Source organism: Dokdonella sp. (genome assembly GCF_019634815.1).
In the GTDB taxonomy this organism is placed as follows: Bacteria; Pseudomonadota; Gammaproteobacteria; order Xanthomonadales; family Rhodanobacteraceae; genus Dokdonella_A.
Window position 1 is genome coordinate 16636 of record NZ_JAHCAP010000008.1, and the last position, 15728, is coordinate 32363.

Here is a 15728-nt window from a genome sequence, read left to right on the forward strand (position 1 = left end):
CTGCGATGAACCTGCAGCAACGCATCGGCCGAATCTGGTATGGCGGCGCGCCGGTGCCGTGGTGGCTCGCCGCACTGGTGCCCCTGTATCGCCTGTTGGTGGCCATTCGGTGGCTGCCCTATGCGATCGGCTGGCGCCGACCGGCGCGGATCGAAGTGCCGCTGGTTTGCGTCGGCAATATCGTCGCTGGCGGCAGCGGCAAGACGCCACTGGTGATCGCCTTGGTCGAGGCGCTGCAAGCGCGCGGTTGGCGCCCCGGCGTGGTCAGCCGCGGCTACGGCGGCAGTGCACGTGAACCGCGTTTGCTCGGGCCTGATTCCACAGCGGACGAAGTCGGTGACGAGCCTGTGCTGATCGCGCGGCGTGCCGGCGTGCCGGTCGCGGTCGGACGCAATCGGGTGGAGGCCGCGAAGTTGCTGGTCGGGCAGGGCGTCAATTGCGTGGTCGCCGATGATGGCCTGCAAAACCCGGCGTTCCATCGCGATCTCGAGATCTGCGTGGTCGATGGCCGCCGGCGCTTCGGCAATGGTCGCCTGCTGCCGGCAGGCCCCTTGCGCGAGCCGCAGGCACGTTGGGCGGCGTATGCGCTTCGCGTCTGCAATGGCGGTGATCCGCAAGGTGACGAGGTCGCGATGCAGCTTTGCGGCGAGCAGGCGCTTGCACTGCATGGAAACGAGGCGCGTCCGCTCGAGGCCTTTTGCGGAACCACGGTGCACGCGGTGGCCGCGATCGGCGACCCGCAGCGTTTTTTCGATGCCTTGCGTGCGCGGGGCATCGAAGTCCTTGCCCATCCATTCGCCGATCACCATGCCTTCGTGCCGTCCGACCTCGAGTTCGGCGATGCGCATCCGGTGTTGATGACCGAAAAGGATGCGGTCAAGTGTCTGCGATTCGCGCGCGCGGGGCTGTGGCAAGTCGCGGTCACTGCGGTCTTGCCAGCCGGGTTCCTTGATGCGGTCGATGCGGCTTTGCGTCGCGCGACAGCATCCTGACAGCATCATTCCCGACAATGCGCGGCGCGTCGTGTCGAACATGCCGGTTCGCGGCTTCGTTCGCGCTGCGCTTCATTGAACCAACGAGGTTCCATCCGTGGAAAGTTGCAGTAGCCCCAGACGAAGCAGCGCTGCCGCCACGGAGCCGTCGATCAATCCTTGATGTGGCCCGCGCAGGGCAAGGCTTGAACGCAGCGAATTCCGTGCTGGCAGCGGCAAGTCCGTCCAGCCGCGGTAATCGCCATGTTGAAACTTCCATTCCGCTCCCTCGGCGTGCTCGCGACGAGCTTGCCGATCAATCCCGGCACCAACGGCGCGCGTAGTGCCGCCGCCCAGGGCTTGATCGAACTTGCACGCCTCGACCGCCAGCGCGTGCTGGCACGCCTGGGCATCGACGGTGAGGGGCTCGATCCCGCCCAGGTGCAGGCGCGCCTCGAAGAATTCGGTCCCAACCTGATCGCGCCGGAGCGCAAGCGCAATCTGCTGCTCGAACTGGGCCTGCGCCTGATCACCAACCCGATCAACATCCTGCTCAGCGTGCTCGCGGTCGTCTCCTGGCTCGGCGATGACGCGGTGGGGGCAGTGATCATGCTGGCGATGGTCGGCATGGCGGTGTTCCTGTCCCACTTTCAGGAATCGCGCACGGGCAGGGCGATCGCGCGCCTGCGCAGTCTGGTCAGCAACACCGCGAGCGTGTGGCGCAGGGATGCCGATGACAGCGGCGTGCTGCCAGCGCGCAAGCTCGAGGTGCCGATTGAACAACTGGTGCCCGGTGACCTGGTGCATCTCTCGGCGGGCGACATGATTCCCGCCGACTTGCGTCTGATCGCAGCCAAGGATTTGTTCGTCAACCAGTCGACGCTCACCGGCGAGTCGCTGCCGATGGAGAAGTTCGCCAATGTCGATCTCGAGGCCACGGCACCGCTGGAGGCGCGCAACCTCTGTTTCATGGGCAGCAATGTCGTCAGCGGCAGCGCCTCGGGTGTGCTGGTGGCGACCGGTGCGCGCACTTGCTTCGGTGCGATTGCGGGTTCACTCACCGGACGGCGTCCGCCCACCAGCTTCGACAAGGGTGTGCAGCGTTTTGCCTGGCTCATGCTTCGCTTGATGGCGGTGATGGTACCGCTGGTGTTCGTGCTCAACGGCCTGGTCAAGGGCGCCTGGCTCGAAGCCTTCATGTTCGCGGTCGCGGTGGCCGTCGGGCTCACGCCCGAGATGCTGCCAATGATCGTCACCATCAACCTCGCCAAGGGCGCGATGGCGATGGCGAAGAAGGACGTCATCGTCAAGCGCCTCAACGCGATCCAGAACTTCGGCGCGATCGACGTGCTGTGCACCGACAAGACCGGCACGCTCACCCAGGACAAGGTGATCCTCGAGCGGCATGTCGACATCGACGGCCAGGATGATGCCGGCGTGCTCGAATACGCCTGGCTCAACAGCCATTACCAGACCGGGCTCAAGAACCTGCTCGATATCGCCGTGCTCGAAGCTGCCGATGCCGACACCTGCCAGCGTTTGCAAGGCGAATACACGCTCGTCGATGAAGTGCCGTTCGACTTCGCGCGGCGGCGCATGTCGGTGATTGTGCGCAATCGCGCGGGTCGCCATTTCCTCATCGCCAAGGGTGCGGTGGCCGAGATGCTCGGCATCTGCAGCGCCCTGCATCACGCGCAACGCGGCAATACGCCGATGACCGCCGATGCCGCCAGCCGCGCCCGCGACGTCGCCCGCGATCTCAATGACGACGGCTTTCGCGTGATCGCACTGGGCATGCGCGAGGTGGATCTGCGCAGCGCCTGGTCGGTGGCCGACGAGACCGATCTGGTGCTGATGGGCTTCATCGCCTTCCTCGATCCACCCAAGGAAAGCGTGGCCGAGGCGATCCGTGCGCTTGCGGGCAATGGCGTGGCGGTCAAGATCCTCACCGGCGACAACGACATCATCACGCGCAACGTCTGCCGTCAGGTCGATTTCGAAGTGGAGCGTTGCCTGGTCGGCCCCGAGGTCGAGGCGATGGATGATGCACAGCTCACTCGTGCGACGCGCGAAACCCAGGTGTTTGCCCGCCTGAGCCCGCAGCAGAAGGTGCGCGTCATCGAGGCCCTGCATCGGGACGGACATGTCGTCGGCTTCCTCGGCGACGGCATCAACGATGGCCCCGCGCTGCGCGCGGCCGACGTCGGCATATCGGTCGACAGCGCGGTCGACATCGCCAAGGAGGCTGCCGACATCATCCTGCTCGACAAGAATCTCATGGTGCTCGAGGAAGGCCTGATCGAAGGTCGCAAGGTGTTCGGCAACATCCTCAAGTACATCAAGATGACCGCCAGTTCCAACTTCGGCAACATGTTCAGCGTGCTCGGCGCAAGCGTGCTGCTGCCTTTCCTGCCGATGGCGCCGGTACAGATCCTGCTCAACAACCTGCTCTACGATTTTTCGCAGACCGCGGTGGCCAGTGACGAGGTCGACGTCGAGTACCTCTCCCGGCCGCGCCAGTGGGACATGGCTTCGATCACGCGTTTCGTGTTGTGCATCGGCCCGGTCAGTTCGATCTTCGACTATGTGACCTTTGCCATTCTGTGGTTCGGGTTCAAGGCCAATGGCCCCGAGCACGCAGCGCTGTTCCAGACCGGCTGGTTCGTGGAATCGCTCTTGTCGCAGACCCTGATCGTGCACGTGATCCGTACCGGGCGTCTGCCGTTCGTGCACAGCCGCGCCAGCCTTCCCCTGGCCATGACCGGTCTGGCGATCTGCCTGCTTGGCATCTGGTTGCCGTATTCGCCGCTGGCTGCGCAATTCGGCTTCACGGCGCTGCCCGGCGCATTCTGGCCGTGTCTGGCCCTGATACTTGTCCTCTACATGGGGCTGGCGCAGCTGGTGAAGGCGGCGTTGATGCGGCGTTTCGGGTTGTTGTAGGCCGTCTCACCACCTGCGACGCCGACGACTAGACTGGCGCGATGGTGCACCAGATTTTCCATCCCGCAGTCGCCGCCTGGTTCGCGCGCAACTTCAGCGCGCCGACCCCGGCGCAGATTGCGGCATGGCCCGCGATTGCCGCCGGCCGTGACACCCTGATCGCGGCGCCTACCGGTTCGGGCAAGACACTCGCGGCCTTCCTCGCCGTGATCGACGACCTCGTGCGCCGCGGCATCGATGGTGCCTTGCCCGACGAAACCGCGATCGTTTACGTCTCGCCGCTCAAGGCACTGTCCAATGACGTGCGCATCAATCTCGAAGCACCGCTGCTGGGTATCCGCGACGAGCTGCTTCAGCTGTGGCTGCCCGATGTCGAGATTCGCACGATGGTGCGTACCGGCGATACGCCGCAGGCCGATCGAGAGCGCATGAAGCGGCATCCGCCGCACATCGTGGTGACGACGCCCGAGTCGCTCTACATCCTGCTTGGCTCGGCCTCGGGTCGCGCAATGCTGGCGAGCACGCGCAGCGTGATCGTCGATGAAATCCATGCGCTCTACGGCAGCAAGCGCGGCGCGCACCTCGCACTGTCGCTGCAGCGGCTCGAAGCCTTGTGTGGCCGGCGGCTCGTGCGCATCGGCCTGTCGGCCACGCAAAAGCCGATCGACATGGTGGCGCGCTTCCTCGTCGGGCAGGAGGACCGTGCGGGCCAGCGGGACAGCGCATCGTGCAGCAGGCGCGACTGCGTGATCGTCGATGCGGGGCATCAGCGTCAGCGCGATCTGGCGCTGGAATTGCCCGGATCACCGCTCGCGGCCGTGATGTCCGGGGAAGTTTGGAGCGAAGTCCATGCCCGGCTCGAACAACTCATCGCCGCGCACCGCACCACGCTGATCTTCGTCAATACACGACGCCTGGCCGAGCGCCTCACGCGCTCGCTGTCGGAGCGTCTCGGCAAGGATGCGGTGACCGCACATCACGGCAGCCTGTCGAAAGAGCATCGCCTCGATGCCGAGCAGCGCCTCAAGAACGGCCGGCTCAAGGCCTTGGTTGCGACCGCATCGCTGGAGCTAGGTATCGACATCGGCGAAGTCGATCTCGTCTGTCAGATCGGCTCGCCGCGCTCGATCGCAACCTTCCTCCAGCGCGTGGGCCGCTCCGGCCATGCCGTCGGCGCCACGCCCAAGGGTCGCCTGTTCCCGCTCTCGCGCGACGAACTGGTCGAATGCAGCGCCTTGCTGGCCGCGGTACGTCGCGGCGAACTCGATGCGCTGCGCTGCGTGCCGATGCCGCTGGACGTGCTCGCCCAGCAGGTCGTGGCCGAGGTGGCGATGCGCGAATGGCGCGAGGATGCATTGTTCGAAGCGCTGCGCGGTGCGGCGCCGTTCGAAGCGCTCACGCGCGATGCCTTCACGGCGCTGCTGCGCATGCTTGCCGAGGGCTACACCACGCGCCACGGTCCGCGCAGCGCGTGGCTGCACCGCGACGGCGTGCATGGCGTGCTGCGCGCGAGCCGCAGCGCGCGATTGACCGCTTTGACCAGCGGCGGCGCGATCCCCGATACCGCCGATTACGAAGTCGTGCTCGAACCGCAGGCACTGATGATCGGCAGCGTCAACGAGGACTTCGCGGTCGAGAGTTTCGCCGGCGACATCTTCCAGCTTGGCAACCATTCCTACCGGATCATTCGCATCGAACGTGGCCGCGTGCGCGTGGAAGACGCCCAGGACGCGCCACCCTCGATCCCGTTCTGGTTCGGTGAGGCACCCGGGCGCAGCGATGAACTGTCGCAGGAAGTCTCGCGCTTGCGCGCCGGCTTCGCCCGGCGCAGCGACCACGACCCGGCTTCGCTGCACGCCTGGCTCGTCCATGACCTCGAGCTGGGTGAGGAAGCCGCGCGTCAGCTGGCCGACTATCTGGGCGCGGCGAAAATCGCGCTGGGCATGCTGCCGACGCAGGACGACCTGGCGATGGAACGCTTTTTCGACGAAGCCGGCGGCACCCAACTGGTGATCCATTCCCCGTTCGGCAGCCGCATGAACCGTGCCTGGGGCCTGGCCCTGCGCAAGCGCTTCTGTCGCAGTTTCAATTTCGAGCTGCAGGCCGCTGCAACCGAGGACGCGATCGTGTTGTCGCTGTCGACCAGTCACAGCTTTCCGCTCGACGAAGTCGCGCGTTACCTGCATTCGAACACGGTGCGCGAGCTGCTCATCCAGGCCCTGCTGGATGCGCCGATGTTCGGCCTGCGCTTCCGCTGGAACGCGGTGACCGCGCTCGCGCTGCCGCGCTGCGTCGGCGGCAAGCGGGTGGCGCCCCAGCTGCAGCGCATGAAGGCCGAGGACCTGCTCGCGCAGGTGTTTCCCGATCAGGTCGCCTGCCTGGAGAACATCGTCGGTGATCGGCAGATTCCCGACCATCCGCTGGTCGCGCAAACGCTCGACGACTGCCTGCTCGATGCGATGGACATCGATGCACTGGAAACGCTGCTGCGCCGCCTGCAGGAGGGCAGTGCGCGGATCGTTGCGCGCGACCTCACCGCACCCTCGCCGCTGGCCGCGGAAATCCTCGGCGCGCGCCCCTATGCCTTCCTCGATGATGCGCCACTCGAGGAACGCCGCACGCAGGCGGTTGCTGCGCGCCGCCGGCATGCGCCCGATGAAGCGAGCGACCTGGGTCGGCTCGACCCGCAGGCGATCGCGGCGGTGCGTGAGGAAGCCTGGCCGCAAGTGCGCAGCGCCAACGAACTGCATGCGGCCCTGCTCGGCGTCGGCTTCATCACGGCCAGCGAAGCTCAGCGCAACGTGGCGTGGGCGGACTGGCTCGCCTGGCTCGCGGCCGAACGGCGCGTGGCCTGCCGCCAGGTCAGCGGCGAACACGGTCTGGCCTCGATCTGGACCGTTGCCGAGCGCCTGCCGCAATTCATCGCCCTGCATCCGCAAGCCGATCAACATCCCGCACAGGTGATTGCCCCGGCTGAATATGCGCAGGCGAGCTGGACGCGCGAGGCGGCGCTGGTGGAGATCCTGCGCGCTCGTCTCACTGCCTTGGGACCCGTGTGCGCAGGCGAACTGGCCGCGTCACTCGCATTGGATCCTGCCGACGTCGCGCTCGCACTGCTCGCACTCGAACGCGATGGCTTCATCCTTCGCGGCACGTTCAGCGCGGCGGCTGTGGGCGAGGGCAGCGAGGAATGGTGCGAACGCAGCCTGCTCGCGCGCATCCACCGCTACACGCTCGGCCGCCTGCGCCGCGAGATCGAACCGGTCGAGCCGCGCGACTTCCTGCGCTTCCTCATCGATTGGCAGCATGCGGGGGCGACTTCGCGCATGAGCGGGCCCGATGCGCTCGCCGCCGTGCTTGCGCAACTGGAAGGGTTCGAGGCGCCGGCCGCAGCCTGGGAAGGGCAGATCCTGCCGACCCGACTGACTGGCTACGAGATCGCTTGGCTCGATGACCTGTGCCAGTCTGGCCGCTTCGTGTGGATGCGCCTGCGCGCGCGCGACAATCCCGCTGCCATCGCCGCCGGCGCGCTGCGCAGCACGCCGATCGTGCTGCTGCAGCGACGCCACCGCGCGGCGTGGCTGGAGCAGGTCGAAGCGGGCGAAACCGTGCTGTCTTCACGCGCAGCCGCAGTCGCGCAGCACCTGGCGCGGCGCGGCGCCTCGTTTTTCGACGAACTGCTCGACGGCACGCAGCTGTTGCATGTGCAATTGGAAGAAGCGCTGGGCGAACTGGTGGCCGCGGGCCTGATCCATGCGGATGGCTTCGGCGGTCTGCGCGCGTTGCTGGTGCCGGCAGCCAAGCGGCCGTCGGCGTCGCGCCGCCACGGCCGGCGCCGCGCTATCTTCGGCATCGAGGATGCCGGGCGCTGGTCGCTGCTGCGGCGCGCAGCGGGCGAAATCGATGCTCGCGCCGAGCAGGCAGCGGGCGAATCGGCGGTCGAAACGATCGCCTGGACCTTGTTGCGACGCTATGGTGTGGTCTGCTGGCACCTGCTCGCAGGCGAAGCGGCCTGGCTGCCACCCTGGCGCGAACTGGCGCGCGTCTACCAGCGCCTGGAAGCACGCGGGCAGATCCGCGGCGGACGCTTCATCGCGGGTTTGTCTGGCCAGCAGTTCGCCTTGCCCGAGGCGATCGCGGGCCTGCGCGCCACCCGGGCGCAAGCCCATGCTGGCGCGCTGGTGTGCGTGAGCGGGGTCGATCCACTCAATCTGCTGGGCAGCGTGCTGGCCGGCGACAAGCTGCCGCGCGTGACGAGCTCACGTGTGGTCTACCGCGACGGCCTGCCGATTGCCCGTTGCGTTGCAGGCAAGGTGGAAGTCGAGCGTGGGCTCGATGGGGCGGGTGAGCGGGCTGCGCGCGAGCTTCTGATGGCCGCGCCGGGACGTAGCGCGTGTCGGCAGGCCTATGAGGCGCCAGTCCAAGGCAGGTCGATCGAGAAGACAGCTGAAGAGGAATAGAGCATTCCGGGTACCGCAAGGCGCGGCTCGGGTCTGGATGGAATGTTTCACGATTTGACATAATATACATACGGCACGTTTTTGCTGATGCCAACCGGTATGGCATGCGCTGATCGCGTATCCTTTGCGCAACCCTGAACGAACGCCCTGATCGATCGTCTCTGGCCGCTTCACATCCACCGGACGTAGCGCCGCAGCCGTCTGGCCGAACGTTTTGGCATCAATCATGAGTGCAACCGATCCGCAGGAAGCCCCGGGCTGGCATCAGATCGAGATTCGTTCCCGCGGCCCGAGGCGTCGCGACACGCCGCCGTCCCGCCGCGAATATCACGCCAAATGGATCGCGATCAACGCCGTGATCGTGGTCGTCAGCGCATGGATCTACGGAACCCAGCTCATCCCGCGCTACATCAGCCACACCTTCGCGGATCCCGCGAGCCTCGATACCGAGGAAAAACTCCCACTCGCCGCTGCACGGAATCTGCCGCAGGAAAGCGCGGCAGCCCGCTCGCGGGAACGTGCGCCGACACCACGGCCGCTTGCACCGCCGCGAGCACCGCCTCCGCTGACACCTGCCGTGCCCGCTGCCGCTGCGTACTACACACCTGCGACCGCGGCCAGCCTCGGCTACAAGTGCATCGGGGGCGTGGCCTACAGGCATGAAATCGTCGATGGCGTGCCGACCTATACCTCGACCGCGGCCTTCAAATGTCTCGAATGATGGCGCAGGCGCCGGCCCACGTCAGCGGATCAGCTTGGTTACGACCTACTGCACGTGGCTGTGCGCGGCGACACAGGCGTCGTGGTTTTGGGGCGACCGCGGCTGCGGCTCGACCAACAGCTTCCAATCCTTTCGGCATTTCCTGTAGAATCCGCCGTTTGCCGTATTCCCAACCTGTTCCGAGGCGTTCCATGAAAGTCCTGTCGTCCCTCAAATCCGCCAAGACCCGCCACCGCGACTGCAAGGTCGTGCGCCGTCGCGGCAAGGTTTTCGTGATCTGCAAGAGCAACCCGCGTTTCAAGGCTCGCCAGCGCTGAGCGATCGCGCCGTTGGGCTTGCACGAAAAGGCCGCGCAGCGGCCTTTTTCGTTTCCGGCAGCCGCGCCGGAAGGCCGATATTCCATTCCATGCTTGCGGGCATGGAAACCAAGCCACGCTTCTGCTACAAATCACGCTCGGTGGCGACTGGCCACATTCCCTTGAACGACAAGGAGTTGACGCATGATCCGCAAGTGCATTCTCGCGACGTTGCCCCTGCTTGTCGGCGTCGCCCTCAGCGCCACCCCGGCGCAGGCGATCCAAACGGACGTGGTAGTCGCGCCAGCCGATTCCACGGCCCCCGTCGATGCGGCTCCAGCCAAACCCAAGCCCGCCAGAAAAGCCCGCCGCAGCCATTCCGTCGACTACGGCAATGCCAGCGTACCGGTGCGCGGGATGAGCATGGCCCAGGTCGAAAAGCGCTTTGGTGCGCCGGTAGACAAACTGCCTGCCGCCGGGGGTGACACGCCGCGCCATCCAACCATCAATCGCTGGCGTTACAACGGCTACACCGTTTATTTCGAGCGGACCCACGTGATCCATACCGTGATGGACGCGGCCACGCCGACCACCTGATGACCGCAGCTGCATGGCGGCTGCCCGCCGAATGGGAAGCGCAGGCAGCCGTCCTCATTGCCTGGCCGCACGCAGACACCGACTGGGGCCCGCGCCTGCCGCGCATCGAGCGGGCCTACGCGGGCTTGGCTGCAGCGATCGCGCGCTTCGAGCCGCTGCTCATCGTCGTTGCCGATTCCGGTGTGCGTGACCATGCCAGCAGCATGCTTGCGGCCGCGAAGGTGGATGCAACACGACTGCGCTTCGTCGAACTCGCCTACGACGACACCTGGCTGCGCGATTCCGGTCCGCTGAGCCTGGCTTCCGATTGCCGATTCCGGATGCTGGATTTTCGTTTCACCGGTTGGGGCGGCAAATACGCAGGCGGACGTGACGACCGCCTGATTGCCGGCCTGCTCGATGCCGGCGTGTTCGCCGCGGAAACCGAACACCGCCGCATCGACTGGGCACTGGAAGGTGGCGCGATCGAGAGCGATGGTGCCGGCACCCTGCTGACGACCTCGCGCTGCCTGCGGCAACGCCATCCGCAAATGAGCCGCGCGCAGATGGACGACATGCTGCGCGATGCCTTCCACGCCGAGCGCGTGCTCTGGCTCGATCACGGCTACCTGCAAGGCGATGACACCGACGCCCACATCGACACACTGGCGCGGTTCGCGCCCGATGATGCGATCGTGTACCAGGCATGCGACGATCCGGCCGACCCGCACCATGCCGAACTGGCGCGGATGCACGAAGAACTGGCGCGCCTGCGCACCGCGACGGGCCAGCCCTATCGGCTGCACGCCCTGCCCTGGGCGCGTGCGATCGCCGACGAAGGCCGACGCCTTGCGGCTTCGTATGCGAACTATTTGATCGTCAATGGCGGTGTGATGATGCCCGCCTATGGCGATCCCGCCGATGCCCGCGCACAAGCAGTGGTTGCCGCCGCCCATCCGGGGCGCGAAATTGTCGCGGTCGATGCCCGCGAACTCATCTGGCAGAACGGCAGCGTGCATTGCCTGACGATGCAATTGCCCGCAGGCGTACTCGCCGCCTGAACGCTCCCCGGCCGCGACCAGCAGCCGGCGGATTCGCGCTAACATCGCCGATTGCCTTTCTGGGTGATGCACCGATGGCACACAAACTCAAGGTCGCGCTGTTGCAGGAATCCGACCACGGCAGCCGCGAGGCCAATCTCGATGCGATCGAGTCGGGCTTGCGCAAGGCCGCCGCTGCCGGTGCGCAGTTGGTGCTGCTGCAGGAACTGCACAACGGCCCATATTTCTGTCAACACGAGGATGTCGGCGAATTCGAGCGCGCCGAGCCGATTCCCGGCCCGAGCACGCAGCGCATCGGCGCGCTCGCTGCGGAGCTGGGTCTGGTCGTGGTCGCCTCGCTGTTCGAACGCCGTGCTGCGGGCCTGTACCACAATACCGCGGTCGTGTTCGATCGCAGTGCGCAGATTGCCGGTCGCTATCGCAAGATGCACATTCCCGACGATCCGGCCTTTTACGAGAAGTTCTATTTCACGCCCGGCGACCTCGGTTTCGAGCCGATTCCGACCTCGGTCGGCAAACTCGGCGTGCTGGTGTGCTGGGACCAGTGGTATCCCGAGGGTGCGCGTCTGATGGCGCTGGCTGGCGCGGACATCCTGCTCTATCCAACCGCGATCGGTTGGGATCCGGCCGATGCGCAGGACGAGAAGGAGCGCCAGCGCGAGGCCTGGATCACCGTGCAGCGCGGTCATGCGATTGCCAACGGCCTGCCTCTGCTTGCCTGCAACCGCAGCGGCTTCGAAGCGGCGCCCGATGGCGGACGCGGGATCGCTTTCTGGGGTTCGAGCTTCGTGGCCGGACCGCAAGGGGAATTCATTGCCCGCGCCGGCGAGTCAGGGGCCGAGCTGCTGCTCGCCGATGTCGATCTCGCGCGCAGCGAAACGGTGCGCCGCATCTGGCCGTTCCTGCGGGATCGTCGCATCGACGCCTACGCCGACCTCACCCGCCGCTATCGCGATTGACCATGATCGAACCTGCCAACGCGGCCCCTGAGCTGCTCGCCGCACAGCCCGTCGCCCGCGTCAGTCGCAGTGGCGTTGAATTCGTGTTGCTCGGTACTGCACATGTCTCGCGTGCGAGTGCCGAGGCGGTGCGCGCAATGCTCGAGAGCGAGTCCTTCGATGCGGTGGCGGTGGAACTGTGCGGGCCGCGTCATCAATCGATCAGCGACCCGGATGCGCTGCGCAAGCTCGATCTGTTCCAGGTGATCCGCCAGCGCAAGGTCGGCCTGGTCGCGGCCAATCTGGCGCTATCGGCGTTCCAGCGCAGGCTGGCCGAACAGTTCGGCATCGAACCCGGCGCCGAGATGAAGGTCGCGATCGACGAAGCCGGACGGCGTCAATTGCCACTGTGGTTGATCGACCGCGAGATTGGCACCACGCTCAAGCGCGCCTACCACAGTGTCGGCTTTCTCGATCGCTTGTCGATCGTCGGCGGCCTGGGCTCGAGCGTGCTGACACGCGAGGAGGTCGGCGAGGATGAAATCGAAAAACTCAAGGAAGGCGATCTGCTCGGCAGCATGTTCAGCGAATTCGCACGTGAGTCGCCGCCGCTGTACGAGGCCCTGATTGCCGAACGCGATCGCTACATGGCCGCGAAGCTGCGCGAGCATGCCGCCGAGGGTAGCGCGAAGAAGGTGCTGGTCGTGATCGGAGCGGGTCATCTCAAGGGCATCGAATCCGAACTCGCCTCGCAGAACCAGATTCCGGAATTGCTCGCCAAGCAACTTGCGACCACGCCGCCGCCCTCGCGTTGGCCGAAGATCCTGGCTGCGCTGGTGTTCCTCGTCATCGCCGGCGCGATCGGCCTGGCCTTCACGCATGGTGCGCGCGCGGGCGCCAATGCCCTGCTCGCCTGGACCCTGATCACCGGCGGCGCCGCGGCGCTCGGCGCGATTGCGGCGCTGGCGCATCCCTTGAGCGTGATCGGCGCCTTCATTGCCGCACCCCTCAAGCCATTCCGTCCCGGCATTCCGGCCTCGGCGATCAGCGCGGGCATCGAAGCCTGGTTGCGCAAACCGCGTGTGGCCGACTTCGATACGCTTCGTGACGATGTCGCGCACTGGAGCGGCTGGTGGAAGAACCGCATCGCACGCACCCTGCTCAACTTCATGTTCGTCACCGTCGGCACCATTGCCGGCGAATACGCCGCTGGCGTCCACATCATCCGTAGTCTGTTCTGATGGCCATCAAACTGCCCTCCTTCCTGCGCAAGCCCGGCTGGTTGTCCAAGGATCCCGATGAGCGTCGCCGCGCAGTCGCCAGCGACGACGCGGCCGAGCTGCGCGCCGAATTGCCGCGACTCGCGCGCGAGGATATGGATCCCCAGGTGCGCCTGGCCGCATTGCGCCGGCTTGCCGACCCTGCGCTCGCGCAAGGCATGGCGCGTGATGATGCCGATGCGCAGGTGCGCACCCAGGCGCGCGCGCTGTGGCTGGACCTGCTCACGGGTACGCATCCCAACGCGCCCAGCGCGAGCGAACGCCTGCGCCTGCTGCGAGCGCAAGACGATGCGGAACTCGTCGAGCACATCGCGACCCGCGCCGCCGAACCCGAGCTGCGCCGTGCCGCGCTCGAACGCGTGAACAAGCAAGGCGTGTTGCTCGCCCGCGCGATCGAGGATGCCGATCCCGCCATCCGCCTTGCGCTGGTCGAACGCATCGACGACGAAAAGCAACTCGAACGGCTCGCCGAGCGCGCGCGCAAGGTCGACAAGCAAGTCAATCGCCGCGCCCGCGAGCGTATCGAGGAACTGCGCATTGGGCGCGGTCACGATGCCACGCTGGAGGCGCGCGCACGGCAGCTGTGCGAAGCCATCGAAGATCTCGTCCGCGGAAATGGCGTGGCGATCGATGAAGCAGCCGTGCTCATGCAATGGAGCGCGATCAGGGCGCAGGCCCCGGCATCGCTGGTGGCGCGCTTCGACGCCGCACTCGACCTGCTCGCGCAGGCGCGCGCGCCGCGCCCGGTGGCGACAGTGGATGAGCCACTGCAGATGCCCGTCGCAGATGCGCAAGCAGCTGCCGCTTCCGAGGGCGAGTCCGCCGATGCGGCCGCTGCCAGTGCGCAACTGGCCGCCAACATGGCCGCGCAGGCGCGGATTGCCGCGTCGCTCGATGAAGTGCAGGCGGCGCGCCGCCAACACCGCGAACAGCAGCAACACCTGATGCAGCAATTGCACGCGGCACTTGCCGAACGCAGTGCCGCGCTGGAAGCGGGCGCGAGCGCGCGTGCGCATGCCGCTCACGCACAGATGCAGTCGCTGCGCGCGCAGATCGACGCGCCGTTGCCGCCCGCCCTGCTCGCTCAAATCAACGATTCGGATGCACGCTACGCCGAATTGTCACGCTGGCAGCACTGGGCCGACCAGCAGCGCCGCCAGCAGCTGTGCGAGGAAATCGAGGCCCTGCCCGGCTTGGCCCTGCACCCCGACGCGCTCGCGGCCAAGGTTCGAGACGCCCAGCACGAATGGCAATTGCTCGACAAGATCGAAGCCGGCAGTGCGCATCCTGGTGGCCTGGCCAGGCGCTTCCACGCGGGCTGTCGCGCTGCGCTCGAACCTGCACGCAGTTACTTCCGCAAGCGCCAGGAATTGCGTGAAGGCCATGCCGGCGAAGTCGCAGCCTTGGTCGGTCGCATCGCCGCCCTGCCCGCACAGGAGCCCGACATCGCCCAGGTCACGGCATTGCGCCGCGAAACCGCGGACGCCCTGCGTTCACTCGACCGCGTCGAGCCGCGCGAGCGCAAGGCCCTCGCACAATCACTCAAGGCCGCCTTGGCAACGCTGGATGCGCATGTGGACGCGCGCGATGCCGCGGTCGCTGCGAGCAAGGATGCCCTGATTGCCAGGGCCCAGGCACTGGCGAATGAATTTCCACGCGCTGCCGCGGCGGCTGCGCGCGATCTCCAGCAGCAATGGCGCGCTGCCGGCAATGGTCGGCGCGGCAAGGATCAGGCGCAATGGACGCAGTTCCGTGCGGCGATCGATGAGGTATTCGCCAAGCTCGATGCGCAGCGAGCCGAACGCGTGCAGCGCGACAACGAGGCGCGCGCGCAGATCGAAGCCCTGTGCGTGGAACTGGAGGGCATTGCAGCCGCCAGTGAGGAGCCCGAGCGCGGCGCGATCTCGCGCATTGAAGCGGCGTGGAAGGCCTTGCGCATCGAGGATCCCAACCTGCTTGCGCGCCATGACGCCGCGCAGGCGCGGCTGCGCGAGCGGGTCAGTCAGCGCGAACGCACGCGCAAGCAGGCGCGCTACATGACCTGGCTCGCACGATACCGATTGTGTCGTGCAGCCGAGACCGGCGGCGATGCGCTCGACTTGCGCAGTCGTTGGCAGGAGGCGCCAGCCAGTGACATCGCCCATGTTGCACTCGCGCGGCGTTTCGAGAACGCACTGGAAGCGGGCGCATCGCTGGCAATCGATGAGGATGCTCATCGCGACGCCCTGGTCGAACTGGAGGCGCTCGCGCGGATCGACTCGCCAGCCGAGGATCAGGAGCGCCGACGCATGCGCCAGGTTGAGCGCCTCGCTGCACGCATGGGCGGCCATGGCGCCGCCGGTGACGCACAGGAGCTTGTGGCGCTGCTCGAACGCTGGAGCACGCTTAGCGCGGCTGCCGATGGCTCGCTCGACAAGCGACTGGAGCGCGCCCTCAAGGCCGTGCTTGAAGGACTGGGCTGAAACCGAAAAGGGATCGAGGCTTG

10 protein-coding genes are annotated in these 15728 nt (G+C 66.6%); all 10 read left to right on the top strand.

Annotated elements, in window-relative coordinates:
* Positions 1–5: 5 nt before the first annotated feature.
* Positions 6–992, top strand: coding sequence for a tetraacyldisaccharide 4'-kinase (lpxK, locus tag KF759_RS05875; RefSeq protein ID WP_291223543.1), 987 nt, complete (start codon positions 6–8; stop codon positions 990–992).
* A gap of 243 nt (positions 993–1235) precedes the next feature.
* A complete protein-coding gene (gene mgtA, locus KF759_RS05880; RefSeq protein WP_291223545.1) occupies positions 1236–3911 on the top strand; it encodes a magnesium-translocating P-type ATPase in 2676 nt (891 codons plus the stop codon).
* Between the two features lie 41 nt (positions 3912–3952).
* Positions 3953–8371, top strand: coding sequence for a DEAD/DEAH box helicase (locus KF759_RS05885; protein ID WP_291223547.1), 4419 nt, complete (start codon positions 3953–3955; stop codon positions 8369–8371).
* A 226-nt stretch (positions 8372–8597) separates the two neighbouring features.
* On the top strand, positions 8598–9092 hold the full coding sequence (locus KF759_RS05890; RefSeq protein WP_291223549.1) for a hypothetical protein: 495 nt from the start codon (positions 8598–8600) through the stop codon (positions 9090–9092).
* A gap of 191 nt (positions 9093–9283) precedes the next feature.
* Positions 9284–9409, top strand: coding sequence for a type B 50S ribosomal protein L36 (ykgO, locus tag KF759_RS05895; RefSeq protein WP_005913193.1), 126 nt, complete (start codon positions 9284–9286; stop codon positions 9407–9409).
* A 183-nt stretch (positions 9410–9592) separates the two neighbouring features.
* The gene (locus KF759_RS05900) at positions 9593–9985 is read left to right on the top strand and encodes a hypothetical protein (protein ID WP_291223552.1); all 393 of its coding nucleotides are present in this window, start codon (positions 9593–9595) and stop codon (positions 9983–9985) included.
* Positions 9985–11025, top strand: a complete 1041-nt coding sequence (locus KF759_RS05905; RefSeq protein ID WP_291223554.1) for an agmatine deiminase family protein — start codon at positions 9985–9987, stop codon at positions 11023–11025. Before KF759_RS05900 ends, KF759_RS05905 begins: the two co-directional genes overlap by 1 nt.
* A 74-nt stretch (positions 11026–11099) precedes the next feature.
* Positions 11100–11984: a carbon-nitrogen hydrolase gene (locus tag KF759_RS05910; protein ID WP_291223556.1), complete on the top strand. Its 885-nt coding sequence runs from the start codon at positions 11100–11102 to the stop codon at positions 11982–11984.
* Positions 11985–11986: 2 nt separating this feature from the next.
* Positions 11987–13204, top strand: a complete 1218-nt coding sequence (locus KF759_RS05915; protein WP_291223558.1) for a TraB/GumN family protein — start codon at positions 11987–11989, stop codon at positions 13202–13204.
* Complete coding sequence (locus KF759_RS05920) at positions 13204–15705, top strand: DUF349 domain-containing protein (RefSeq protein WP_291223560.1); 2502 nt, start codon at positions 13204–13206, stop codon at positions 15703–15705. The genes KF759_RS05915 and KF759_RS05920 overlap by 1 nt, the downstream gene beginning before the upstream one ends.
* Positions 15706–15728: the final 23 nt, after the last annotated feature.